Origin of the sequence: Leptolyngbya sp. FACHB-261, from assembly GCF_014696065.1 — a bacterium.
In the GTDB taxonomy this organism is placed as follows: Bacteria; Cyanobacteriota; Cyanobacteriia; order FACHB-261; family FACHB-261; genus FACHB-261.
On the sequence record NZ_JACJPL010000023.1, the window covers coordinates 20,949 to 46,693 of the forward strand.

At 53.1% G+C, this 25,745-nt stretch carries 22 protein-coding genes; 10 read left to right on the forward strand and 12 right to left on the reverse strand.

Annotated elements, in window-relative coordinates; translation table 11 throughout:
* Positions 1–23: 23 nt before the first annotated feature.
* From H6F94_RS14250 to H6F94_RS14285, 8 genes are all read right to left on the reverse strand, one after another.
* Complete coding sequence (locus H6F94_RS14250; RefSeq protein WP_190802910.1) at positions 24–1,487, reverse strand: TM0106 family RecB-like putative nuclease; 1,464 nt, start codon at positions 1,485–1,487, stop codon at positions 24–26.
* A gap of 142 nt (positions 1,488–1,629) precedes the next feature.
* Positions 1,630–3,771, reverse strand: a complete 2,142-nt coding sequence (locus H6F94_RS14255) for a pentapeptide repeat-containing protein (protein WP_190802911.1) — start codon at positions 3,769–3,771, stop codon at positions 1,630–1,632.
* Between the two features lie 106 nt (positions 3,772–3,877).
* Complete coding sequence (locus tag H6F94_RS14260) at positions 3,878–5,074, reverse strand: DUF3095 domain-containing protein (RefSeq protein WP_190802912.1); 1,197 nt, start codon at positions 5,072–5,074, stop codon at positions 3,878–3,880.
* 191 nt (positions 5,075–5,265) lie between these two features.
* Positions 5,266–6,177 carry a hypothetical protein gene (locus H6F94_RS14265; protein ID WP_190802913.1) on the reverse strand — a complete coding sequence of 304 codons (912 nt, stop codon included), beginning with the start codon at positions 6,175–6,177 and terminating at the stop codon, positions 5,266–5,268.
* Positions 6,178–6,282: 105 nt separating this feature from the next.
* Complete coding sequence (locus H6F94_RS14270) at positions 6,283–7,197, reverse strand: Uma2 family endonuclease (protein WP_190802914.1); 915 nt, start codon at positions 7,195–7,197, stop codon at positions 6,283–6,285.
* Positions 7,198–7,410: 213 nt separating this feature from the next.
* Complete coding sequence (locus H6F94_RS14275; RefSeq protein ID WP_190802915.1) at positions 7,411–8,757, reverse strand: dihydrolipoamide acetyltransferase family protein; 1,347 nt, start codon at positions 8,755–8,757, stop codon at positions 7,411–7,413.
* Between the two features lie 99 nt (positions 8,758–8,856).
* On the reverse strand, positions 8,857–9,312 hold the full coding sequence (locus H6F94_RS14280; protein ID WP_190802916.1) for a YlqD family protein: 456 nt from the start codon (positions 9,310–9,312) through the stop codon (positions 8,857–8,859).
* A 113-nt stretch (positions 9,313–9,425) separates the two neighbouring features.
* Entirely contained in the window at positions 9,426–11,303 is a 1,878-nt protein-coding gene (locus H6F94_RS14285; protein ID WP_199320436.1) for an AMP-dependent synthetase/ligase, read from the reverse strand.
* A 139-nt stretch (positions 11,304–11,442) separates the two neighbouring features.
* On the opposite strand from H6F94_RS14285, the gene H6F94_RS14290 reads away from it, so the two are divergent.
* The 4 genes from H6F94_RS14290 (at position 11,443) to H6F94_RS14305 (ending at position 14,703) form a co-directional block, all read left to right on the forward strand.
* Positions 11,443–13,128 carry an AsmA family protein gene (locus H6F94_RS14290; RefSeq protein WP_190802917.1) on the forward strand — a complete coding sequence of 562 codons (1,686 nt, stop codon included), beginning with the start codon at positions 11,443–11,445 and terminating at the stop codon, positions 13,126–13,128.
* A 63-nt stretch (positions 13,129–13,191) separates the two neighbouring features.
* The gene (locus tag H6F94_RS14295) at positions 13,192–13,869 is read left to right on the forward strand and encodes a hypothetical protein (RefSeq protein ID WP_190802918.1); all 678 of its coding nucleotides are present in this window, start codon (positions 13,192–13,194) and stop codon (positions 13,867–13,869) included.
* Positions 13,870–14,147: 278 nt separating this feature from the next.
* Positions 14,148–14,306 carry a hypothetical protein gene (locus H6F94_RS14300; RefSeq protein WP_190802919.1) on the forward strand — a complete coding sequence of 53 codons (159 nt, stop codon included), beginning with the start codon at positions 14,148–14,150 and terminating at the stop codon, positions 14,304–14,306.
* Positions 14,307–14,496: 190 nt separating this feature from the next.
* Complete coding sequence (locus H6F94_RS14305; RefSeq protein ID WP_190802920.1) at positions 14,497–14,703, forward strand: hypothetical protein; 207 nt, start codon at positions 14,497–14,499, stop codon at positions 14,701–14,703.
* On the opposite strand, the gene H6F94_RS14310 is transcribed toward H6F94_RS14305, so the two are convergent.
* A complete protein-coding gene (locus H6F94_RS14310; RefSeq protein WP_190802921.1) occupies positions 14,700–15,692 on the reverse strand; it encodes a HEAT repeat domain-containing protein in 993 nt (330 codons plus the stop codon). The two genes, H6F94_RS14305 and H6F94_RS14310, sit on opposite strands and share 4 nt — an antisense overlap.
* 358 nt (positions 15,693–16,050) lie before the next feature.
* Between H6F94_RS14310 and cofH the strand changes: the two genes are divergently transcribed.
* From cofH to H6F94_RS14330, 4 genes are all read left to right on the forward strand, one after another.
* Positions 16,051–17,211 (forward strand): 7,8-didemethyl-8-hydroxy-5-deazariboflavin synthase subunit CofH, encoded by a 1,161-nt coding sequence (gene cofH / locus H6F94_RS14315; RefSeq protein WP_190802922.1) that lies wholly within the window; start codon positions 16,051–16,053, stop codon positions 17,209–17,211.
* 42 nt (positions 17,212–17,253) lie between these two features.
* A complete protein-coding gene (gene trxA, locus H6F94_RS14320) occupies positions 17,254–17,574 on the forward strand; it encodes a thioredoxin (protein WP_190802923.1) in 321 nt (106 codons plus the stop codon).
* A 99-nt stretch (positions 17,575–17,673) separates the two neighbouring features.
* Complete coding sequence (locus H6F94_RS14325) at positions 17,674–17,874, forward strand: hypothetical protein (protein WP_190802924.1); 201 nt, start codon at positions 17,674–17,676, stop codon at positions 17,872–17,874.
* Positions 17,875–17,980: 106 nt separating this feature from the next.
* Positions 17,981–20,245, forward strand: a complete 2,265-nt coding sequence (locus H6F94_RS14330; RefSeq protein WP_190802925.1) for an SBBP repeat-containing protein — start codon at positions 17,981–17,983, stop codon at positions 20,243–20,245.
* Between the two features lie 57 nt (positions 20,246–20,302).
* Here H6F94_RS14330 and H6F94_RS14335 read toward each other — a convergent pair whose 3' ends face one another.
* Positions 20,303–21,979 carry a right-handed parallel beta-helix repeat-containing protein gene (locus H6F94_RS14335; protein WP_190802926.1) on the reverse strand — a complete coding sequence of 559 codons (1,677 nt, stop codon included), beginning with the start codon at positions 21,977–21,979 and terminating at the stop codon, positions 20,303–20,305.
* Between the two features lie 240 nt (positions 21,980–22,219).
* On the opposite strand from H6F94_RS14335, the gene H6F94_RS14340 reads away from it, so the two are divergent.
* Complete coding sequence (locus H6F94_RS14340; protein WP_190802927.1) at positions 22,220–22,843, forward strand: M23 family metallopeptidase; 624 nt, start codon at positions 22,220–22,222, stop codon at positions 22,841–22,843.
* A gap of 66 nt (positions 22,844–22,909) precedes the next feature.
* Here the strand turns inward: H6F94_RS14340 and H6F94_RS14345 are convergent, their stop codons facing one another.
* Entirely contained in the window at positions 22,910–23,815 is a 906-nt protein-coding gene (locus H6F94_RS14345; protein WP_199320437.1) for an Npun_R2479 family HD domain-containing metalloprotein, read from the reverse strand.
* Positions 23,816–24,406: 591 nt separating this feature from the next.
* On the opposite strand from H6F94_RS14345, the gene H6F94_RS14350 reads away from it, so the two are divergent.
* Positions 24,407–25,117, forward strand: a complete 711-nt coding sequence (locus tag H6F94_RS14350) for an endonuclease III domain-containing protein (RefSeq protein WP_313949295.1) — start codon at positions 24,407–24,409, stop codon at positions 25,115–25,117.
* Between the two features lie 238 nt (positions 25,118–25,355).
* Here the strand turns inward: H6F94_RS14350 and H6F94_RS14355 are convergent, their stop codons facing one another.
* A complete protein-coding gene (locus H6F94_RS14355) occupies positions 25,356–25,610 on the reverse strand; it encodes a hypothetical protein (RefSeq protein WP_190802928.1) in 255 nt (84 codons plus the stop codon).
* Positions 25,611–25,745: the final 135 nt, after the last annotated feature.

Genomic DNA, 25,745 nt, shown 5'->3' on the forward strand with positions numbered 1-25,745 from the left:
TGGCTCAGAATTACCTATTCTGCTCAGCCAGAAGCCTCCTGACATTCAGTTTGATTGAGACACTCACGCACCAACCAGTCTTTCACCACGTAGGTTGCGCGACAATCGTCCTCGTTATAGCGCACAATCGCATCTAAATAAGTGTGGTCTCCCGTTTCGCGCCAACGGTTATACCAAATAATGGCCTGGGCACCATCCACGCCCTGATCGCGCCAGCGGAAGCCCAACCAGCGGGCGATGAGCTTAAGCGCGTAGCTCTCAACAGGCAGCGTTACCGAATTAGTAACTAGATCGTGTAAATCTACAAAGCGGGCAACTAAAGCCTCAATAACAGGCGGTGGCGTGCCATAGCGCTGACCTAAGCGATGAGCAGTCTGCACCTCATAGGCACAAAAATGAAAAATGGGACTCTGGGGATAGCGGTGTACTAAGTCTAAAAATTGCTGCCAAATTATTGCCTCCTGATCCGGTTGCTCTGCCAGCAGCGGATAAAACGTCTCTTCGCCAGTAACCCGATTGACGACTAACACCCCATGCAAAAAGGCCAACTCTAGATCGGGCTCGGCCTCAATATCAAAGTAAAGCTCAACCGGAGCAGTCGGAACCTGTGCTGGTGTAATCGTTTGATAGGGGATAGCCTGCCCTAAAACCGTGGCGCGGGCTTGGCGAATCAGGCGATGGGCATTCATCTCACCGAAGCCAGGAATGCCTTCGAGACTCTTGGGCGTGGCGGTGGCTAGAGACTCTACACTGGTGAGGCCCAGTTCTTGCAGAGCGGCATAGCGGGTTGGGGTGACCCCTGGCAATAAAGAAAGGTGATTGGTTTCGTGTGCCACTTCATAGCAATGGCCATACCAGTGGCACAAGCTACATCGGCTACGCGAAATGAAAACCTCTGGCACCTCAGACGCTCGCAGCGTTTCTTGCAAACCTGCCAATACTGTTTGCATCTGGGGAACGCGCTGCCAGAGATCGACTTCGTACAGCCCCGCCTCACGCAGTACTAACCAGGCCTCCTCCGGCCAAGCGCCCTGAAAGCCCGCTAGCAACTGAGTGTAAAAAGCGGCAACGATCTGGTATTCCAGTTTGGGACGCTTGCCCAGCTTAACTTCGATGGGGACATAGACCCAATCACCAAAGTCCGAGCGTCCAGGTCGCTTCTCCAGCAGATCAACAATACCTGCTAGAGCCATATCTTCTGGTTCTTCTGGCGGTACAATCAGCACGCCCTGGAAGATGCGCTCAACGCCCTGCCCCATGAGAGCTTGGGTTGCAGCTGCTCCCGCTTGCCAATCGCCCTTGGCATAGACTGGGCTCTGCCAGGTCAAGTCGCTTAATTTTTCCCGTCGGTGCAGCGCGCTGTCTTCCAGTAACTTGCGCAAAAAATCACTGGGTGGAGAGCGAAATGCTAGGTCGCCGCGCTGGTCCAGAAAGGCCCGCCGCTGACAGCGCTGGTAGTTCAGCAGGTGCTCAGCTGTTAGCAGCATGGGCAATCAGTTGCAGTGCTGGCATGGAGAGGGGAGCCGGTATTAGTTTGTCAAGCTCTATCTTCAAGCTAACAGAAAAACAGCAAACCGCTGACTTCAATCCGGCATAGCTCGTCCCCAGGACAGGTTCCCTACTTGTAAATCAGAAGTAAATAAACAGATTTAAGCCCGGAATCGTGCGCGACAGGGTCCACAGCAGCAGAACAGCATAGGCCAGTCCCAGGAGCCACTGATACCAAACCAAAAGGGCAACAAGTGGGGGAAGCTGCTCGTCGCGGAGGCGTAGGTCATTGAAGCTGATCTTGAAGAAGTTATCTAGACTCAGATCAAAATAATTCAGCCAGTTCCAGGAGTTGCGCAACTGTAGGGGCAGATAACGGTCGCGAAACCAGGGAAAGCGAGGACGAATGGGTAAGCGGCCAATTTGCAGATGCAATTCTCGCTGGCTGCCGTCTTCAACAAAGTAGCTAGCTTCTGGCAAAGCAGTCGGCGGTGGTCGCCGCAGCGTTCCCAGTAAAGCCCACAGCGGTAGGGGCAACGTCAAAAGACCGCAGAAGTCTAGCATCCAGCCTGGCGTTGCAGAACGGCTGAAGATGATGATCAGGGCAATCGTGCTCAACGTCGAGGCCAAACTCACAACTCCAATACATTCGCTAGCAGGGGGCAGGGAAGCTCGTAGCCGTAGCCGGTCAATCGCCCAAAAGACCAACGCGAAGTAGGCCAGGCCCAATAGTCCTAAACCAAAGGCCAGCCAGAAGTCGGTGCCATATTCACTCAGGAGCAGCAAGGCTTGCAGCCACAGCCAATAGAGGGCCAGAATTAGCTTTTGGCTCCAGCTGAGCGGTTCACCAACAGCCAGACGATTACGCAGCCGAGCAATCACAGCCAGGTCAATCTCCCGGACGTTAAGTAGATCGGTAGTCTTGCGGAAGGGAGCCTGGCGTCGAGACTGCATAATCGCCTCGACTTGCACGGGGTTGAAGCCCAGAGATACAAGCTGCTGAGGTGTGGCAGCGTTGATGTTGACATCTACGAGCTGATGCCAAAGTTTTGCGGCCCGCAGTCGCTCGCTGGTGTACTCGATTTGGTTAGCATCCGCAATTTGTTCTAGGTCGCGGAAGTTGCGCACTAAACCGCGCAGAACTTCATCATTGCCAACCAGGGTAGGGACCTGGAGGTGCCGTCCGATCTCCCCAGGATTGCCAAAGATGCGGGCCTGCTCAGGATCGAAACGCAAGCTAGAAACGTTTAGGTAAGCGCCGGGGGCGAATAGCGCATAACTGAAATCAGCCCGACTGCGAATGGCAGCCCCGCGCAGATTCACAGGCTGGGCAAATTGGCTCTCTCGAAAGCTGACCAAGTTCGCAAAGCTGGCATCCGAGAAAAAGGCACCTTGACCAAATTGACTGGCCTCAAAGTCTGCTGGTCCCAGCCATTGCGCCCCTGCGAAATCAGCATTGCCCTGCCAACGTACCCGTCGCCAATCGGTTGCCTGTTGGAAATAGCAACGAGCAAAACTGGTGCTTTGCTGAAACTCTGCACCTTGAAAGCTCACACTGCCTGCGAACCGAGCCCCCGCCCAGTTGGCTGAGGCGAAGAACAGGGCCGACCGGAAACTAAGGTCAGAACTGAATATTGCTCCGGCAAAGCTGACTGGCTTGCTGAACCGAGCCTCTGACCAATCCACGCCGCCTTCGAAGCGCGCCCGGGTGGCATCCAATTTCTCTAAGAAGAAGGTGTTGACAAAACGCGTGCGACCAGTAATGCGAGCCCGTTGCAGCCGTAGAGGGCCTCGAATCAGGGTCAAATCAAGTTGTGGCAGCCGATCAGGGTCATTCAGGAGCGTGCGAGACAAGCGGCTGAGCTGACTCAGGCGGCGGCGGTCTCGCGCCAACTGCTCCTGCTCCTGAGCGCTGAGGGTTGCCAAATCAGGTTGGCTGAAGACCGGAATGCGAATGCCCAATCGGTCCTGCTCCAAGTCACCCCGAATAATCGAATCACTCAGATCTAGCCCCATCAAAGCGCCATCAGCTTTTAGCAGACGTGCCCGTAGTTGCGTATAAAACTGCTCCTGTAGGGTGCGGTTGGTGTCTCGAAGGTCAATCTCTAGCTGCCGCAGGTCAATCCAAGGCGTGCCATCACGCAGCAGTGGATGACGCACCCGATCACGCAGCAGTTCTGGAGTCAGGGACAGACGGGTTAAGGAAGGCTGGGCCAAGGCCGGGCTTTCAGGACTCCAGAAAACCAGCAGCATCAAGATCAGAAAACACCAAAACCAACGCACGCTACACCAAGGGAGTGAGGCTCTCGATTGTCGCTCGCTTGCTACAGCCTCGACAACGTTAGCCTCGCATAGTTAGGCCCATAGTTTAGGCGCTCAGGCGATTTCTCTAGGCGCTGATCAGATCACCTTCAGGCTGCTCCATCATCTGTTTCATAGCTTTGGCCGCTAAGGTATAACCCCCATCAGCACCATCGACAAAATGCACTTGCCGACCATTGCGCTCGAAGACAAGGCAGGTCATGAGAGCCCGGTTAGAAACATGTAAACCGTAGACGAGCTTACCCGCTCGACGCTGTTGTTCGAAATAAGCCGTTAGGATTTTGCGTTGGGTGGCGTTACCAGCAATGACCATGCGTAGCATGTCATCAAATTTTTTGTAATCCGCTGTGGCTGTTACGATTTTTTTATACAGTCCCCAGTTGATATCGCCGAATTTAGCTTTGGATTGCATGAGCAGAGAGCCCAGTGCATTCTCTAGCCTAATTTTTGATAGATAACTCTGGCAATGTAAAAAACTACTAGACCCAGAACGAACTCTAGTTTCCTGAGAAAGATTCTGGCTTGAGAATGTCAAATTGAGATTATCAACAGAGATCGGATTAAGAGACTCTTCATTGCCATAAATCTGCTGAATTTTACCAATAACAGCTTTATAAATAGAGTCGGCTTGCTCGACTTCAGGTGTTGTTGCCATGACCAGCAAGCTGACAGTCTCGCCCCGTTTGCTGGTGATATCTTGCCAACGGCATTCTAAACCACCGAAGTCAGCTTTGGGTGTCACAAATTTAGAATTGAGTTTGTATAAACCAGTGGTATTTGGATCTTTGACCAGATTGGTTGCCTGGGTTAAGCCACCACCAGTAAAAATTGCTTGGTGATAGTGCTCAGAAATTTTGAGTTTGGCAATCTCAACAGTGTGAGGCGTTTCTGCCAGGTGCCAAATGGGCACGATGCCTACGCGCAATTCCATACCGAACTGCTTTATTGCCAATTCTTGAGTTGCTAGCAAAGCCTGTTGGGCTTTATCTAACAAAACCGGCGGAACCAGAAGGGTAGCGCCATCCCCACCAAACACAAACGGGATCTCAATTTCCTCGGCAATGTTCAGTACAGCAACAACAGAACAAGCGCCTAACAAATTAACTTCTTTGTAACGACCTGACTCAATCGCCTGGGTAGATTTACAAATATCGGTAACAATAATGTGCCAATCATTGGGCACAGACACAAAATTTGTGGAATCGGTTATATCAATAAAATGCTCTAACGTAGGCAACTCGGAGTAGAAATTATGCGTGGCCATGCTGCTATTGCTACTTGGCTTGTCTTAATAAAAAGATCCTAGCACTCCAGCCTGTTCCACAGATCGCTAAAAACACGCACAAAGGTACGTGCATCCCCTCAATCTATCAACTGGTTGTCACTGGCAAGAAATACATTTAGTCAAACAATCGAACTGCTGTAGTGGGCCTACAGCAGTTGCAGCAAGTCTTCTTAGCTACACACCGCATTTACAAAACGATGCATGGCTTTTTGCATATCGACTAATTGTCGTACACGCTCTCTGGCAATAACTTTAAAAAACTGGAGAAAGACCTCTTCTTTTTGAGCTGCAAATCGGCTCAGCCAACGCAAAGTTCGCTCTAGTTCGACCCGCTGAAGCACATCAGGCAACATTGCCTCTGTAGCCCCTTCTCCTTTTATCTGAGTCAGCCACCCCTGATCCGGCCATTCCCAGGCGTGGGACAAAAAGCGGTCGCTCACGGCTTCCTCAATGAACGCCAGCAGGGGTGCAGGCAGCTTGCTGCCGGGCTTAGCAGGATAGGCACCGGCTGCGTTTTTCACTTCTTGTCTCAGAACTAGGTACAAGCCTCGCAGTTCAGGTGGTAACTGGGCAGGTAGTTGAGCGTACTCCTGCTGCAACGCTTCTGAAAATTGAAACTGTTCTGAAGACTCCCGAGTCCAGACATGAAAACTGGGCATGGGATGAAGCATGGCATTGACATAGGCTGTCCCTGCCGCTTGCAAGGCTGGTGGCACTGCTACCCAGTCATCTGTAGACAACAGAATCTTGAGCCCAGGTCTAGTCAGCCTGCTGATACTGCCATCTTCTAAGGTGAGGGAGCCACCGTAGGGAGCAAAGTAGTTCCAAAAGCCAAAGCGCTCGCGATAGGTTTTGGTCGTTTGCCAGGTGTAATGGCCACGACTGTTGGCTTCGAGGTTCTCCCCTGCATGAGGGTCCAGGTAGAACACAAAGGGAACTTTGGGATAGAGCGGCAAGTGCTTGTACCAACTGTGAGCGTCAGAAACGAACCGAGCAAACCGCTCGCTCTGCTGCCAAGTGGGCAAGGGGAGTTGCTGCACAATCTGGGCATAGGTGCTGTCGCCTGCATCCCTGCTGGACATGCTTAATTTGCCTCTGGGCAATCTGCTGCCATTATCGCCAACTCTTCCAGTTGACCGTGGGGGTTAACTGAGGGCCACTCAATTGTTCGTTCAAATCGGATTGAGTCAGGAGGTTACAGGATTTCCATCACTTTCACCCATTGACGCCATCCGCTCGACTTCTGCTACAGGTAACTCCAGGGCCTGTGCAATCTGCTCTACGTTCAGACCCATGGCCCGCAGTCTGGGAACTGCTGCGCGTCGGGCTTGGGCTTCTGACTGGAGGGCCTGTTCAGCCTGGATCTGGGCTTGTTCGGCTTGCGCTTGGGCTTGTTCGGCTTGCGCTTGGGCTTGTTCAGCCAGTTGCCGAGCCTGTTCAGATTCTCGATGGCTTAAGAGCTTTTCATTGGTCTGTGGGTCGTAGAAGCGCAGTTCTCTTGGCATCTCAGCGATAGCCTGAGCGGAGCCGATAGCAACAGCAAAGCCGGGCTCCTCCAGCCGTAAATCCAGCCCTAGCACCTGGCTATGCAGCGAAATAACCTCTGACATTCCCATTCTGGGAGGGGACAGTGTTTGCGTCTCAATGGCTTGATATTGCCCATCTATTAAGCGCGAGCCTTTTAACTGAGGCTGCAAATAATCGCCGACTGGATCGTATTGGAAGTACTCCTGCACGCCTAACTGAGCGTAGAGCTTGGGCTTCTCTTCCTCATCCTGTTTACGAGTCGTCCTCGATGTAACTTCCAGGACAAAGGCTGGAGCCTTGTTGCCCTCGCGCCAGAGTTGATAGCTGCGACGTTTGCGTTTACTTACGCCAAATACCACAAACACATCGGGAGACACGACCGCAGAGGGATCGCCCTGTTGGTAGTAGATAAACAGATTGCCAGACACGTAGACGTTTCTGCGGCTCTGAAAATAGATGTCTAGAGCCTCAACGCCATAAATCAGGTAATCGCGAGCCGGATCGCTCTCCGCCATAGGTTCACCGTCAGCTTCGGGATATTCAATTTGGAAGGATTGACCTGTTAGCGTTGTCATCAGTTCTTGACCCTCCCAATCACCCAGATCAAAGGTCTTCTAGCTTCTTAGCGCCCGGTCTTCTAGCATCTAGTCTCCTAGCATCTGGTCTGACTAGCCATGCTGCCTAAGATCAGGCTGCAACAAACAGACAGGCTTGGCGATTGCTTTTAGCTTATGCCAAGCCTGTCTATATCATCGGTTGTTTGTCGAGTCTGTCACTTCAGAAGCAGGTTACAGCGTTAACGACTGTGGATTGGTTTCGATCAGAGCCGCTAGGTCCTTGAGGAAAGCAGCTGCGTGGGCCCCATAGATGATGCGGTGGTCTGCGGTAAGGTTCACCTGCATCTGGGACCGTACCCGCATTGCCCCATCGCTGTCAGCCACGACTTGCGGCCGCGAAGCACCAACCGCTAGGATGCCGCCTTGGTTTGGTGGCAGAATCGCATCAAACCGATCAACGCCGAACATCCCCAGGTTTGAGAGCGTAAAGCTGCCGGAGCTGTATTCCTCTGGCTGCAGTTGCTTGAGGCGAGCACGCTCTACCAAATTCTTCCAGTTGCGAGAGAGCTGATACAGGTCGGTTTGGTCGGCGTCTTGAAGCACAGGGGTAATCAAGCCACCATCGTCCATAGCCACTGCCACCGCTACATTGATGCGCGAGCGGTACTGAATCGCGTTCTCGGCATAGCTGGCATTGAGCAAAGGATGCTTGACCAGGGTGACAGCGACGGCTTTGGCCAACAGGGCTGTCATCGTTACGCCCTTGGACTTCACCTGCTTGTAGAGTGCATCCAAGCCGTTGGTAGTGATCGTGTAGCCGACCCGGTAGGTAGGCACTTGCAAGCTCGCCATCATGCTGCGCACCACTGCCGCTTGCAAGGTGGTCAGCGCCACCTTCTCGACCGTTGCTGTCTCGCTGCTGTGGGAAGGGGCTGGAGCTGCTTGGAACTGAGGAATGGCAGCGGGGGGCGGTACCAAAACTTTGGTGGTCGCAGGAGCTGGGACTGAAGCTGAAGGCTTCGCAGAGGGCTTGTTGGCAGCCGCTTCCACATCTTCGGCCACGATACGACCGTTGGGGCCGCTGCCTTTGAGTGTCTTGAGATCAACCTTCAGTTCAGTAGCTAGCTTGCGGGCCCGTGGGGAGACAATCAGGCGCCCGTTAGTCGCACCATTGGTCGCGCCGGTGTTGCCATTGGTTGTGCTGACCGAACTGCCTTGTGTTGATGCTGCGGCCGATTCAGCCGGGACCGAACCGACAACAGCCACGGGCTGGGGCGTTGGTTCGGGGGCTGGGCTGACTGCATCTGTGCCCCGTTGCTTCGCCTCTTCGATTTCCGCTTCGGTTTCAGCAATCAGGGCCACCGTAGCGCCGACTGGGGCAGTTTCCCCGGCCTGAACGATGATGACCCCTACATAACCTTCATAGAAGGACTCCACATCCATGTCGGCTTTGTCAGATTCCACGACAACGATGGTTTCACCCTTCTCAACCCGCTCCCCCTCTGACTTATTCCAGGAGACAATTTTCCCCTCGGTCATCGTAGAACTCAGGGCGGGCATGAAGACTTCGTAGATCATGATGAGCGTCTCGGCTGGCGTGCAGATTGCTAATTATTGCAGCCTCTCATTCTACAGTGCACCTGATCCCCCTTCAGTTGGTTTCGGCACTGCTTAGGCTCAAATCTCGCCGCGAATTGCCTCAATAATGCCATCACGCAGCAGAATCTCTACTTGCATTTTGCCAACGAGATTATCGCCCTTGTTGACCTGAAAGTAGCTATCGAGCTGTCCTTGCACCACTTCCTGCCCCATCTCCAGAATCTGCACCTGGTTGAGTTGCTGCAATACCTGGTTTTTCTGGTTGAGCAACTCCGCCTTGCGGTTGTTGAATTGCAACTGCAGGTCATCAAGTTGCTGCTTGCTAGCGCCACTAGGCCCTGTAGGCAACTGGATGCTTTGTTTTTGGATTTCGGAAAGCATACGTGAGTACTGCTGCTCGACTCGCTGAATTTCACCGTCGAGCTGGTTCAACTGAGCTTGCAGTTGCTGCTGGGCTTCGTCGCGCCAGCGAGGGGTAACTACAGCTTTGATCGTGACGTTGCGCTTGAGCAGCAGAGAGGAGGCAAGATCCATGTGTGGGGCAACTAGAGTGACTAAACTAACGTGAACTGAAAGCGAACTGGACCAGAGCTTGAGCTAAATTGAGCGACTGGTTGAACGAACGAGAACCCGTCGAACAGCAGGCGCTAATCGAACATCTCGCTAATCATATCCCGGTAACGCTGGGCGACAACCGGACGACGGACCTTGAGGGTTTGCGTCAACATGCCATTTTCTTGAGTGAAAGCTTCGCTTAAGAAGCGCACTGGCCCAATCCGGTCATCGGCACGGTAGCCTGGTCGGTTCTTGACTTCTCGCTTGAGTTCTGACTGGATCAGCTCGTAAAACGGCTTCTTGCTAAGGTCAAGCTGCTCTGGCTCAGCAGGGGTAATGCCCTGAGTAATAGCCCACTGTGCTAGCGCTTCTCGGTTAGGAACGATCAAGGCACCCAGCATTTTTTGGTCCTGTCCCACCAGCATGATCTGCTCAATGTACGGGCTGCGCAGGCAAGCGTCTTCAATCGGCTGTGGCTCGATATTCTCGCCATTGGTCAGCACAATCGTGTCTTTGGCCCTGCCAGTGAGCACCAGATCGCCATCGGGACTAAGCCAGCCCAAATCGCCCGTATCGAACCAGCCTTGAGGGTCAATGGCTTTGTTAGTGGCTTCCGGATCCCGGTAGTAGCCCTGCATCACCTGCGGTCCTCGGGCCAAGACCAAACCTTGCTGCTCGGCAGGCAGAGGCTGGCGACTGTCGAGATCGACAATCTTGATTTCAGTTTTGGGTAGCGGTCGTCCTGCCGAGCCTCGTAGATTGTGATCGGGCCGACGCACAGTCAGCACTGGCGAGGTTTCGGTCAGACCGTATCCCACCAAGATTTCAATTCCCACCTGCTCAAAAAACAGATCCAGGTGGGGAGCCAGTGAGCCGCCGCCACTGATCACCCAATCCAGATTGCCCCCGGTGGCCTCGCGGATTTTGCCATAGACCAGGCGCTCCCCCAAAGCATATAAAGGCCACAAACTAGCAGCCCGAAGACCAGCCAGGGCACGGGTTGCAGCCGAAGCGTTTAGATGCTCCAAGCTCATGTTGTCGGCAATGCGACGGTTGAGGAGGTAGTTTTGACCAGCCTGCAACAATGTCTGGACTAGCCTGCCTTTAGCCCCAGTTTGCTCGCGTAGATTCTTCTGAGCACCTTCGTAGATGGTTTCCCAGATGCGCGGTACAGCAACCATGTAGTTGGGCTTGTACTGCTTTAGGTCAGCTTTGATGTGGCGGATCGACGTGTAGATCTGCGTGCAGCCACAGGACAGCAAAAAGTATTCACAGGCGCGCTCGTAGGAGTGCCAGGTGGGCAAAATGCTCAGTATATTAGCGCCGACTTCGGGCCGTAACACGGTACCAAAGGTCGTGACCTGATGCAGCAGATTCCCGTGGCTGAGCATGACCCCCTTCGGCTTACCAGTCGTGCCCGAAGTGTAGATTAGGGTTGCCAAGGTGTCAGGAGTGATTTCAACTGCGCCAATATCGCGGTTGTCTCCTTTTTCCAGAACTTGTTTAAAGTTCAAGATGCCCTCAGGCGGGGTCTCATCCGAGAGCAGAATTGTGCGCTCAATCGGCAGTTTACCGACCTCCGGCTGGAGTTTTTTCAGGGCAGCTAGAGTTTCAATCACTAGAGTGTTACTGCCGCTGTGCTCCAGAATGTACAGCAGTTCTTCACGGTCGGCTTGGGGGCTGCGGGTAGCATCAGCCGCTCCTAGGGCCAAAATGCCCTGGTCTGCAATCATCCAGCGCGGGCAATTATCTGAGATCAGGGCAACGCGGTCACCAGGTTGCACGCCCAAACTGCGCAAGCCAGCCCCGAAGCGTAACAACTGATCGTAGAACTGGTCGAAGGTCAGGCTGACTTCTGGTTTGCTGTGGGGATCCCTGAGCGCAACCCGGCTTCCATAGAGCTGGGCTGCTTGTTGCCAAATCTCACGGAGGCTACGGGCGTTAGAAAAATCAGTAGGCGTCTTGCTCATGGGACTATCCTGACAGGCTACAGATTGCTGAACCATTTCAATAGTGGTCGCTAAAGGGCAGGGTTTTAGCTGACTTTGTGCCACGACTATAGTTGGCCTGACAAGTGGACAACAAAGCCACTGGCATTATGGTTGAACTATGCCAGAGCCTCTCCCACCGTCAAGACTGCATCGGGTTCTCATTCGCCTGTTCGGCGTCGGCGCGGGGGTGTTGCTAGCTCTCGTCTTATTGGCGGCGGCCCTGCCGGTCTTAGTTGACCCGAGCCCCTATCGATTGCCCTTGGAACAGGCACTCTCGCAGGCCACGGGGATGGTGGCTAGTTTAGAGCAATTAGAGGTTCGCAGTCCCCTTCGGCATTGGGGACAACCGGCCTTGGTCGCTCGTCTCCGTCTGGTGGAGCCGAGCTCTACCGAAGTAGCGCTGGCAGCACCTCAGTTGGCGGTTCGGCTAGCCTTACGGCCACTTCTGCGAGGACAACTCCAACCCAGTCAGATCACGATTGAGGGAGCTAACTTGCTGCTGCATCGCCACGTTGATGGCCTCTGGAACTGGCAGCCCCTTCTCAACCATCTAAACGAAACGCCGGGACAACCCACTGCGCTGGAATGCCTGAATACAACGCTCACGTTGGTTGACGACACAACAATTACAGCAAACCGTCGCACACCAGCCACCTATCGCCTTACCCAGACTCACCTGCACCTAGCTAAGCTCGGTGCTAGCGGTAGCCCACTCAAGCTTGATGCTCAGTTTCTGGGGGAGCAGGAGCCTGTGCCCCTGCACTTGCAGGGCAAGGTGGCCTGGAATGGGGAAGTAGATGTGCAGTTGCGAGCCACAGGACTCCGGCCCCAACGCTTTCGTCCCTATTGGCAGCCTTGGTTGGGCTTAAGAGAACTCGATGCAGCGTCTGACCTCAACTGGCATCTGAGTGGACGCTGGCCTGAGGGTTTGAGCATTGTGGGCAGCACGCAGTTGCAAGACTTGAACTGGCAGTGGTCAACTATTTGGGGGCCTGATCCCTTTCATCTAGACGAACTCAAGCTAGATGTGAATGGGCTGTTTGGACCTGACCAAGTTCAATTGCAACGGCTGACCTTAACGGCAACTGATTGGGCAGCGCTAGCCACAGGTAGGATCCAGACTTTAGAGCCAAACCGGAACCCTCAAGTTGCTCTAGAGATTGTCACTAGCTGGCTCGATCCCTACCGCGCCCGTCATAGCCTGCCGCTGGCTGCCGTACCGGAGCCCTACAGGGGTTTGTTGCAAACTGCTTCTGGCCAGGGTGACATGCGATCTGAACTGACCCTACAAGGTCACCTCAGTAAGCCTCAAATCGAGGGGATTGTCGAGTTCAATCACTTGGCAATAGCGTCACCAGAACTGGCTCGGCCCATCGATGCAGTCGATGGCCAAGTGCTTTTGAAGGATGGCCAACTCAAGTTTCGAGATTTGCGTTTGCGGCTGAGCGATAGCGCACTGGTGCTGAGTGGTCAGTTAAATTCTGAGCGAGTTCAGGTGCAGGTACAAGGGCAGGGCGTTCAGTTAGTGCAACTTCAGGCTTTGCTTGCGTCCAAAAGTTTGCAAGCACTGCGCAACCAATTGCCAATTCAACCTTCGCTCGAGGGGCTAGCGGATCTGAACTTGCAGGTGCAGGGAACGCTAGCGGCTCTAGAGATCAAGGGGGAAGTAGCTCTAATTGAGGCAATGCTCCATCCAGGAGCGCTTCAGGGAGAGGTTCAAGGTGAAGCTCAGACCGTCGAATTCAGCCCCCCGGTAGCTGAGCCTAGCTCGTTATTTTCCCCCAGGCCGCCGCTGTTGCAATAGACTCTATATAAAGAGCCTCATCAATAGGTACAGATATTTCCATTTGCGGTAGGTAAGCTGGACGTGGCAAAGGTTTCTTCTGTTTGGCAGCAGGTACAGGTGTCAGCCCGTCGATTGAATCTGAGTGTCTTACAGAGTGGATTAGCGACTTGGGCATTGGTGCTTCTGACCAGTGCTGCGTTGCTGCTATGGAATTGGAAGCTAGTTTTAGCAACCGGGGTTGGTGTGACGATGATGGCGCTGGTGTATGTGCTCCAGTCTTGGGACTGGCGGCTGCACTGGTCTGATATCCGCCGCTTCTTGAGTGGTCCCAATCGCCAACTGGTGCTGTCGGTGGGCACAGGGGCCATGGCGACCCTGACCACTTACATTGCCGTCTCGATCTGGACCGATGCTCAGAGCCGTTGGTTAGCCTCTGGCGCAATTCTGCAAGGTCTGGCAACCCTGGCGGTACTGCTATTGCTGGTGTGGGAGATTATCAATCGCCACGCCCAGCAAGATGACGAGGAAATCAGCCGTCTGCTCAGCGACCTGACCGAAACCGATCCGCTCAAACGCCTGATCGCAGTGCGTCAGCTGCATCGCTTTGTCCGTCGCATTCCTCTCAACGCAGACCAGCGTCAGACTCTCTCGGATTCTTTTCGGATGCTATTAGGGCGCGAAAGCGAAGAAACAGTGCGCGAAGCTGTTTTCGAGAGCTTGGAAGTGATGGAAACCCAGTCCTTAGGACGGGGGCGTTAGGCGCGAGCGCTAAATTACGGTTAATGAACCACGTATAGAAGCCAATAGAAGTCAGAAGAGAGGCAACAATTCTGTCTCTCTTCTGACTCCTGTTGGTCATTAGAGGCTTGCTCTTCAGCTCAAGCCCTAAGCACAAGCTTTACTCAATGAAGAATGGTGTGGTTCTGTTCCTAAGCTCAGAGCAGATTTTATGATGGAACTAAAGGCAGAGCGAGGGAGTTCAACGCCCGCTGGTGGAGTCAGAGCTTCAAGCTTTGCACCGTAGCGAGGATGGGTTTATGAATTTCTCCCGATCGTTTCAAGCGCTCTTGCAGTATCTTTCCGAAGCAGTCGCCCGCATTTTTAGTCCTAGAGATGACGACTACCCAGCTACCGGCATGCAGCCCTATACGGGTGACCCCTATCGTGATGGTTATTGGCGGGATGGCGAGTTTTAGTTCTGTTCTCTTTAAGCCTTCTGACTCAAATTGTAAGAGTCATATTGTGACCAGAAAGAACCCCTGAGTGCAGGCATCACGGGTTCTTTCTGGTCTAGAGCTTGGGTTTCCAAGACTTGCCTCCAAGTCAGCGTCCTTTCGCGGCCTATGCTAGCTTCTAGTTAGCAATGTAACTTTCTGTAACCAGATAATGGACAGCGCAGAACTGGCTCGCTACTTAGAACAGACGAATAGTATTAGCAAGCCTTGGCTCTTGGTGCAGTTGCGGTTGCAGAAATTACAGGAAGAGCGGGCTCAGCTATCAGAGGCCGAGTACGTTCAACGCCTCAGTGACATTCACTCAGACTTGATGAGCCTGGGCGAATGGTGGGTGGGCATTGAAGATGAGGTGTTTTAAGCCGCGCCACCGCTCTGCTCAGCAGGATCGGGTAGCCATTCTTTCTGACGCAAAACCTCTGCTGCCGCTGTGCGCAACTCCTCGGAACGGGCTGTTGCTAGCGTTTGTTCTAAAGCCAAACGCACGCGCTCATCATCGTGATTGCTCAATGCCCGGACAGCCTGCCACTGTACCCGGCTATCAGTGTCCTCTGCTAGAACTTTCAGTAAAAACTGCAAGATGTCAGGTGCCGGAATCTGCCCCAGCGCTCGCACTGACTGCTTGCGGACCTGCCATTCCGAGTCACTGAGAGCCTGCACTAGCGCCGGGATTGTGCTGCTATCCACAATCTGTCCGAGCGCGCTGACGGCCTGCCAGCGCACTTGCCAGTCTGGATTGGCCAGCAATTTTTCTAGCGCCGGCACGGTTTGAGGGTCGCCAATCTGACCGAGAACCTGGGCTGCCTGACCCTGAACCAAAGGACTGCCGTTTTCCAAGGCCGTCATCAAGGCTGGGGTGACTTGAGGATCGGCAATTTGCCCCAAGGCGCGAAAGGCATGTTCCCGTACTTCGCTACTCTCATCTTCAAGCGCACAGGCGAGTAGGGCAGGGATTGCATCGGGAGCGCCAATTCGACCCAGCGCCCAAGCCACTCGACAACGGACCCGCCAGTAACTATCCCGTAAGGACTGAATCAAATCGGGCACAGCGGCCGCGTCGCCAATTTGGCCTAGGGCCTCGGCCGCTTCAACTTGGTGTCCACTGCGGCTATCTTGCAAAACGCGCACTAGCGACGGGATAACGCTAGGGTCGGCAATGTATCCTAGCGTCCAAATGGCTTGGGTACAGACATCCCAGTTAGAGTCCTCCAAGGCTCGCACCACCGCAGCCACTGCCTGGGGATCTTGGATCTCTTGAAGCGCACCCATGATCTGAAGTTCGCTGATTCCTTGAAGCCGGACGGTAGGCTCAGGGCTGGTTAGGGCAGTCAGCGCCTCACTCAGATTCATGATTCACCTGCGAATGTTTGCCTTCTGTGTCTAACATAGCGGTCCTGTTCAGAACCAACATTTATCGCATGGTAAGACCTGGAAGAGACGGGCGGGCTAGCGTTCCAAACCTTCAGGAACGGCATTGCTTAATCCGGACACTCACCTGCAACTTGGGACTAGCGCTCAGCTCCTCGGAGGGACAATCCAAGGCAGAAAGCTGGTACCACAATTCTTTGTAATCCCCTGGCACAAAATCAAGACGTTTGGCCGGTTATTTTGTTGCCGAGCAGACTGAGAATCTGCCGTTTGAGTTCCAGTCACAGTGTCAAGATAAATGTAGGTCCCTTCCCTCACCCCCCGTCTCTCATTACCGCTTATGACTGCGCTGCTGACTATTCTGGACCGGGCTCTCTCAGGTCATGATCTACTACCTCAAGAGGGATTGCAGCTGCTTACTCAGATTGAGCCAGAGGCCATTGCCGCCATTGGCGCAGCTGCAAACCAGCTGCGGCTTGAGCAGGTAGGTGAGACGGTCACTTACGTTGTCAACCGCAATATCAACTTCACTAATATTTGCGAACAACACTGCAATTTCTGTGCCTTCCGCCGCGATGAAGGGCAACCAGGAGCCTACTGGCTATCACCAGAGCAGATCCGCGCCAAGGCAGCCGAGGCTGTGCAGCAAGGGGCAACAGAAATTTGCATGCAAGGGGGGCTGCACGTGGGCGCCAAGCTCAACGGGCGCTCTTTAGACTATTACCGGCAGCTAGTACACACACTCAAAGAAACATTCCCACAGCTGCATTTGCATGCCTTTTCACCGCAAGAGGTTCAATTCATTGCCCGTGAAGACGGCTTGAGTTTTGCTGAGGTGATCACAGCTCTGCATGAAGCAGGCGTGGATTCGATGCCAGGAACGGCAGCTGAAGTGCTGCACGACAGTGTGCGCAAGATTTTATGCCCAGAAAAAATTGACTCCGCAACCTGGCTAGAAATTGTCGGGACTGGACACCGGCTAGGCCTACCCAGCACTAGCACCCTACTCTCTGGGCATATCGAAACGCCGGAGCATCAGATTCATCACTTGGAAGCCCTGCGTCAGTTGCAGCAGCAATCACTGCGCCATAGCGAGACAGCGATTACCGAGTTCATTCTGCTGCCCTACATCGGTCAGGATGCCCCTCCAGCTTTACGCAAGCGGGTAGGACGGGACCAGCCAGTGCTCAAGGATGCGCTACTCCTGACTGCCGTAGCGCGGCTCTATCTAGGTCGTTGGATTGTTAATCATCAACCTAGCTGGGTCAAGCTGGGCCTGACTGGGGCGACAGAAGCGCTGCGTTGGGGCTGCAACGATATTGGCGGCACCTTGATGGAGGAGCATATCACGAGCATGGCAGGGGCACAGGGGGGAACTTGTCAGTCAGCGGCACAGTTGCAGGCGGCCATTCATTCCTTGGGACGGCCTGCGGTCCAACGCGATACTCTGTATCGTCGGCTCTCAACACCTACTGTGGCTCCCCTTTCTGTGGCCGTATGACATCTTGGAGGAAAGGGTTTCTTTTAAGGTGGTCACCGCAATATGAGCGTCAAAAAACAGTTTTCTAGCTTTGAAGACATGCTTCAAGAGTCTTCGACCCCGGTTCTGGTTGACTTCTACGCGCCTTGGTGTGGCCCCTGCCAGATGATGGGACCTATTCTGGACGAGGTAAACCGTCGGCTCGACGGTCAGGTGAAGGTGGTGAAGATTAATACAGATAAATATCCTGAGCTAGCCTCCCGCTACCAAATTGGGGCGTTGCCAACCTTAGCCCTGTTCCAGGGCGGTGAGGTGCGGGAGCGCTTAGAGGGGGTAGTGCCCGCTGAGCAACTAGTTGCCCGCATCCAGCAGGTGCTCGCGTAAGGGTATTCCGCTAGAGGCAAATTGATGGCGCGTTGGGGTTTCGAGTTGTAACGTTTTGCAAAAGAGCGTAGAATATGCTTGGTAAAGAAAAATCAAGCAATGTTTAAAGTAAACACAGCCGACTACGACTTCGCAAACCCCAACGCGCTCTACGTCGCCAAGCAGAATCTGGAGTACTGGGTAGTCCAGTACATGTCTGAGGATTCGGCTGGGGTTGGTTACGGCAGTGACCTGCGCACCGCCATGATCAACGCTGAGTGCGACGCCTTTGTCCAGTACCTGGCGACTGTCAATTTCTAGGCCGCTTTACTCAAAGTTCATGCCGGCTTCCTGCAAATTCACCGATATGATCTGGCTTGGGTAGCGAGCGCACCAGAGAATGGGCGTGTTGCCACGTAAAGACAGTATGTCGCTTGATAGTGCAGGGAATACACGCGGGACAGCCAGAGAGCTAACGCTCACAGCTAACCCGCAGATCATCTCAGAGTCGATTAGCCCCCGCGATGCTAATGACTACTACAGCTTTAGCGTCAATAGTCGCAGTAGCTTTAGACTAGCTGCTGATGGCTTTGGTTCAAATGTGAATGCTCAACTGCTCAACGCCAAGGGAGCAGTCATTCAGAACTCGTTGAACCCTGGCACCGCACCTGAAATTATTACCAGGCTGCTCAATGCAGGCAACTACTTTATTCGGATCTTCCGAGCTGGAGCTGCCACAAATTATCGGTTAAACGTTTTTGCTGACCTAGCTGGCAACGACATTCCCAATGCTCAGGGTTTGGGACGGTTGACCGGCCCTCGGAGCTATACAAACTTTGTCGGCAATCCCGATTCTGTCGATTACTACCGATTTAATGTCGGCGTTCGCAGTACCTTTAACCTAACGCTCAACGGGTTGAGGAATAACGCCAACGTACAGCTTCTTAGTGGTCAGGGTAACGTGCTACAGGCATCTAATCGCCCTGGCGCCAACCCTGAAATCATTAATAGAACCTTGAACGCGGGGCTCTACTATATCCGCGTTTCTCAAGGGGTGCGCAACACAGCCTACGGCCTTAACTTAAATGCCTCGCCAGATCCAGGCAACAATTTACCAGCAGCTCGCCCCTTAGGGGTTAGTTCTACACCCACGTCCTATGCGGATTTTGTCGGTGTAACGGACCCCAACGACTACTATCGCTTTAGCCTAGCAGAGACAAGTGATTGTGCTCTAACGCTTAGTAGCATGGGGGCGAATGCCAATCTGCAGCTCCTCAACGGTAGCGGGGCTGTGCTGCAAAGCTCTAATAACTTAGGTCGTGCCACTGAGTCGATTAGTCGTAATCTAGGCGCGGGCGATTACTATATTCGGGTGTTTTCGGGCGGTGTCGGCGTGAACACCCGCTACACCCTCGGTGCTACAGCTATCCCGACGGCTATTACTCCCAATCCAAACCCTAATCCAAACCTCAATCCCACATTGCAATGGGTAAGACAGCTAGGTAGCGCAGCCAATGACTACTCCTATGGAGTTGCCGCCGATAAAATAGGCAATGTCTATATTGCAGGTGCAACCGAAGGCAATTTAGGCGGTGCTTTTGTTGGCGGTAGTTCTGATTCTTTCCTAGCGCAATACAACAGCAGTGATGTTGCTGCCGCTAACAGTCCTCGTAAACCGAATGGTGCCAATAGTGCTAACCGGGACGGCTTCTCGAGCGTTGTTGTAGATGGTTCCAATAACTACTACGTTGCGGGTGCTAGAAACGTCACGGCTCCGTCACCCCCTTCCTTCACCGGTTCGGGAGATGCCTATATCGCTAAGTACAACAGCGATGGCAGTCAAGTGTGGGAGAAAAACTTGAATATTGCTGGCATCGAGTTAGCAACTGGTTTAGCTGTAGATAGTAGCGGCAATGTCTATCTGTCGGGCGTTACTGCTTCGCTAGGAACACCTGGTCTAGCCGACGCCTTCGTTGCTAAATACAACAGTAGCGGCGATCTAAGCTGGAGCCGACAGCTAAATTTGAATAATGCCGATGCTGCCTACGGTGTGGCGGTTAATAGCACAACTGGCGATGTCTACATCACTGGTATTAGCAATGCCACGATTAACTTGAGCAGTAGTACGCCCTCTTTTAGTGGTGGAGATGCCTTTATTGCTAAGTACAACAGTGGCGGTACTTTCCAATGGTCCCAAACTCTGGCTAGTGCAGCTAGTGACTATGCTCGGGGCATTGCAGTAGATAGTTCGGGCGGCATTTACATCACAGGTGAAACCGCAGGCGCTCTGCCTGGGCAAACCTTTGCTGGCGCGACGGATGTCTTCGTTGCCAAATACGACAATACTGGCAGCCGAATTTGGCTACAACAGGCCGGTACCGCAGGCGATGACCAAGGCCAAAGCATTGCCACCGATAGTGCAGGCAACGTCTACGTCGCTGGTGAAACCAAAGGAGCCCTGCTGGGCAGCACGCCGATTGGCGGCTCTGATGCGTTCATTAGCCGATTCAGTGGGGACGGAGCGCTGCAATGGATTCAGCAACTGGGCACCGCAGGCGACGACGAAGCCTACGGCATCACCGTGGATAATCTGGGCAGTGTCTATGTAACTGGTCAAACTTTCAGCGCCTTCGCCGGAGCCTCGAATGCAGGCGCTTATGATGCCTGGGTTGCTCGCTATAGCCTTAGCTGAGATTACTAGTCCCAACTCGTTGAGTTGAGATTACTGAGCCCAGTTCAGAGATTGGGCTCAATCCTCAACCACCCTAAAGCCCTGGTTTCTCGCCAGGGCTGTCGTACCTCGCTGGTCCTTACTGTGGACTGGCTGACCGATTAAACGGATTTTGCCGGTGCCGTTGGGGCGGGTATTGCCGCTAATTTCGTTATCTTTGGACTCAGGTTGGCTGCCGCTGAGGGTAATATTGCCCGCCACCGTGTTGTTGGTAATGCGGTTGTTACGAGCTAACCCAGGCGAACCATTGCGGTCAGCTGCTAGCAGAATATCTGCGCCATCAGTGAGCGTATTGCCCTCAATTCTTAAGTCTGTAGCAACACCAGTTTTGTAGATGCCGATATAGGCATTGCCCCGGTTACGACGAATGCTGCCGCCCCGAGCTTCCGTCCCGCTCGATTCCTGGTGCAGAATACCTTCGCCATCGGTGAGGTTATAACGTCCTCCCTCTAGCTTGCTGCGAAAATCGTAGAACTCGTTGTCCTCAATGCGGTAATTCCAGCCAGCAATATCAATGGCGCGGTGCTCGTTGGTATCGTGACCTTTGGCTAAACGCATGCCAGTGACCGTATTGCGCTCGGCCCGCTGCCCTTGAATGAAATTGCGCAGCACTTGAGCCCCGTCCCCACCAACATGAATGCCAACTCGACCGCTCACAAAAACATAGTTATCGGCAACAATAACGCCCTTGCGAAACAGATGGGGATCGCTTTCCGGTGTCGCCGGTTTGGCTTGAGTGGCCTCACGATTAACCCGAATGCCATAGCGGTTGTCGTAGTCGAAGACAACATCCCGCTCGGTTGTCACTCTGGGAGTGCCGCCCCGTTCTTGCAGCACATAACCTCGCTGCACAAAGTTATCAGTTGCACGGGCTAGCCGATTGTTGGCTACTAAAACGTTCTCACAAACTGACACTTCAATGGCGCTGGAATGACGGTCCGTCCAACGTTGCTCCGGTTTCTGCCAATCCTGTGGCACCCGCTTTTCTTGCCCTACAGCATGAGTGATGCGATTGCCATAGACCAAGCAATTGCTCAAGCGTGGAGCTTTGAGGGCAATACGAGCATGATTGAGCGTCAAGTTGACAACGCCAATCTTGCTAGCCGTCTCAGCCTGACCTAAATTAATCGATTTGAAGCCCCGGGCAGGGAACTCAAACCGCGTAGGTGGCATGTATTGATCATCGCGGGCATGAGTGATGCCCTTCGGGTCTGCCCCTCGCAGAATAACGCCGCTCTTGAGTTCTAAACTGTCTTCAAAGCGATAGGTGCCTGCTGGAAAGAAGAGCACGCCGCCACCTGCGGTCACGATGGCAGACTGGGCCGCATTGACTCGGTCAAGCAGGGTTGCTCCCTCAAACTCCTCAATGCTGCGTACCGTGCTCCAGTTGAGTTGATCAGTCCAGCCAGGGCGGGAAGCAGCACCCAACGCGGGTTGCGCCTGTCTTGTTTGGTTAGAGGACTGACTGATAGCCTCAGCTGAGACTCTTGAGTTAGATTCAGCCCCAGGCTCAGTTGGCACCTCAGCTTTAGGCTCAACCTCACTAACGGGGGACAAAGCTTGTGAAGGTATCGAAGGTGCTGGGGTACAGGCTGCAAGTACCAGACTGAGCATCAAGCTCAGCCCCAAACTCAGCACAATTCCCAAACCAACGCTTAAACCAAGCCGGACAAGCCAGAGAAGGGATCGCAGCATGGGCACCACGTTAGCAGGCTGACTATGAAGTTTCCGTGAAAGTCCTGAGACGATTTATAAAACCTTCCCTGTCAACGTATAGATGCGGAGAAAGCTGTTTAGACAACTTTACTAAGCTTGCTGTGTGGCAGAATTGGGGACGGTGAATTGAAGTAGCCCCCAATTCTGGGGAGATCACCTCCTGTCAACTCTCCTCTGATCGACTTTTGAGTGTGGTGTAGCCGTTTCACCGAATCCTTCATGCTGAATTTGTTTCATTTGCGACGGTGTGCTAACCGTCGATATTGGTCTACCTTAGCCCTCACTGGAATTGTCACTAGCTCAATCGCTGCTCTCGTTAGCCCGCTCCCGGCTCAATCGCAGCGTGTTCCTGCCTCTACCTGGCGACATGCCTCGTTTCCAGTGGATAACTTCCGGGGCTATAGCTCGCTGTTCGGGCATCGTTCTTCGCCATTCCATGCCGATAGCGGTGGTCCTGTCAATTCTGAGTTTCACAGTGGCCTGGATATTGCAGCACCACGCGGCAGCTACGTACGGAGTTGGTGGGGCGGCCAAGTTGAATCTGTGATTAGCGATAACCGTTGCGGTACAGGTCTGGTAGTCCGCTCGGGGGGCTGGAAGCATACATATTGCCATATGGAAGGCACAGTCTTAACCGCGAACGGTCGGGCCTATTTAGAAGATCCCGAAGGGCGAGTGCGAACCTGGGACGGCCAAGTCGTTCAAACAGGTCAACCGATTGGACGGGTTGGCATGAGTGGGCGGACGACAGGTCCCCACCTGCACTGGGGGCTTAGTTATAATGGTCGCCGCATTGACCCAGCCGTGGTCTTGCGAGCCATGTACGGACAGCGACGGCGTTAGAGTTGAGCCGCTGGTTGAGTGCCTGGGTGACCTCAGATTGATGACCTCATTGATAACCTCAGCGTCTCAAACCTGACTGCTCCCCAAGGCACTCCCGTAAACACTTCCTAAGGGCCCACCAAAAGACAAGGTGACTCGGTCCTTGGCCCGGTGAAGATTGAAGTCCAGGTTGGCTGTGATCTGTCGGCCTTGCTGCGTCAAGGCTAGATAGTCTAGAGCGTCCCGGAGGTAAGGATATGCTTTGGCTCGATAGAAGTTTGGGTAGCCCTGCCGCAGTTCATCTGGATTACGGTAGCCCTGCTCCTGATTGACGCCAATCTCTTCAAATTCATAAAAGAGAGCATTAATCTTAGTCAGATAACGAGGATCGCTGAGCTGGCCAATGAGATCAGCAGCTCGGACTAAACCTGGGTAACTGCAAGTGTCTTGGTGGTCTTCGGCACTAGGAACCGGGAAGCGAGTTAGTTCAATGTTGGTCTTGATGGCGTCCACGTTGATCACGCCCTCCTTGACCAAGAGGTGACTACCAAATCGCTCTTCAACAAACAACTTACCTCGGTCGACATGCACCGGTTGCAGCGCTGCGTCTGATGCACCAGGAGGCAGTTTGAGCTGGTCGCCATTTAGTCCAGTCACGTACTCATTCTCGGTATCTCCCCGACAAACGCCTTTGACGTAACCGATGTCGTGACAGATGAGAGAAACAATAAAATTGAGCCAGTCTTCGCAAGAAACTTGACCATCTCGAATATGCTTGCCCCGCAGAATTTCTTGCCCTACTAAGGTGACAAGAATTGTGTGGTCAACATTGTGATAGAGCGCATCGCTGTTGGCAATGTATTCTAAGGCCATTACCCCCACCCACCCGATAATGTCCTCATAGTCACGCTTCAAGTTGCCGTAGTTGCGCCGATAACCGTCTTTAAGTTGATCCACAAAATTGTGAATCAAAACTTCAGTTGTGTTCAGCATGCTCACCAAATCTTGTGGTAGAGGGCAAGAAACAAGACCATTAGCCGCCTAATCCAATCGAGATTTATAAACGACAGCATCAGCTAGCATCAGCTCTAACATTGCTGTCGCTAGCCCTTGAGAATTGTGTCAGAGCAGGTCAATATCTTGACGCCTTGAGATTAGGAAAGATAAGGCCTAGCTTTACTCTCTCTTGCTCTTCCATCCTATGCTGTGTTAACGCCAGCCTCGTGATCTGGCGCACTGGATTGCGGTGATACTGGCTCAATTTTCACCCAGATTCGAATAAAGCTTCTTGCAGGCATTGAATATAACTGGTCTTTTCCTTGTAAATTAGAGCTAGTTTCAATACTTACCTCAGTAGACAGAGGTAGAACTGTTGCAGGTTTCTCTGGTGAAAACTTGGAGCTGTTGGTGAAGTCTGAACCACCTGTCTAGTTTACTGATAGCCCAAGCGAAGAGTTATGCCACAAGAAAGAGGATCAGCTAGCAATTAAAGCTGTAAGGTTAGCCTAAAAACTAAATCGAACGAGATTAATACCCAATTTGAGTAATACTAAAAGATCTAAGACTCTGAGTCCGACAGTGGTTGTGTCACCAGAGCTAATGCAAAAGGCAATGCTGATCCATGAGCGGCTTTGCCAAGCTTATGGTTGCCCTGTACCTTTTTTTCGGGATTTAGACCCCATCAGTGAACTGGTTTGGTCGTTACTATCGCATCGCACCTATAACGCTGACTCAGACCGTGCCTTCAAAAGCCTAACGGCTCGCTTTCCAACCTGGCCTGCCGTTCGTGATGCCCCTTTAGAGGAAGTCGAGGCTGCAATTGCCGCTTGTACCTGGCCTGAACAGAAAGCGCCTCGGATACAACGGGTGCTCCAGCTGATCAGTGAGCACTGTGGCGAATTATCTCTAGATTTTCTGGGCGAGCTGGAGGTGCCAGCAGCCCGAGCTTGGTTGGAATCGTTGCCCGGTGTTGGCCCCAAGACCAGTGCTGCCGTGTTGATCTTCAGCCGTCTGCACCGTCCAGCACTGCCGGTCGATAGCCACCACCATCGAGTTGCTCAGCGCTTGCAGCTTATCCCGGCTGGAGTAGCAGTTGGTCCTGCCCATGTCCTATTAGAGGCCCAATTGCCGCCCGATTGGAATGCTCAACAGGTCTACGACAACCACGAGGTCTTAATGATGCATGGACAGCGCTGCTGTTTTTACTACAATCCAGATTGCAAGCGCTGTCCTGTTCTGGACCTTTGTCCTTCCGGCCAAGAGCGTTTAGGCTTGCTCAGTCAGGAAAAAAATTAGCTTCCTGCTGCCTAGCTGAAATCTACAGGGTGCAAAAAAGATTGCAATCTTAGTGTCTGAATTCATCTGATCGATTCATCTATAGACTCATCTATAGACACTGCAACACAATAAACTGGCTAGACCCATTCGGTTCAATGAATCGAGCCTAACCAGACTGTCTAGTAGAAAAGCAAGTAGGGAAAAGTAAGTAGAAAAGGCAATTGCTCTGTCAGGTATAACCCTCTAGGAAAACGCCTTAGGGAGTTGTTGGTGTACCAGGAGTTGCAGCGCCTGGGCTTGTTGTGTCACCTGTTATACCACCTGTACCCGTACCATCAACACCTACACCTGGGCTTGTTGTAGTGCCACCTGTTGTGCCGCCAGTACCATCGGTACCCGTACCTCCACCTGTACCGCTCTGCCCGCAGCCAGACAAAGCCAAGGGCAAAATCGTTAAAATCAGGGCAAAAACACCAGTCCAAACAGTTTTGGACAAATCAGAAGCCTTCATGGCTGTAGTTCCTCTAAAAATTATGGACTCTAGCAGGCTCTGAACATTTAAGAACATCAAGCCTTTAATTCCCTCTTTCCAAAAGCTACTTGTTACCGATCTAGCGCCCCACCAAAAGCTAGGGTTCTGATTAAG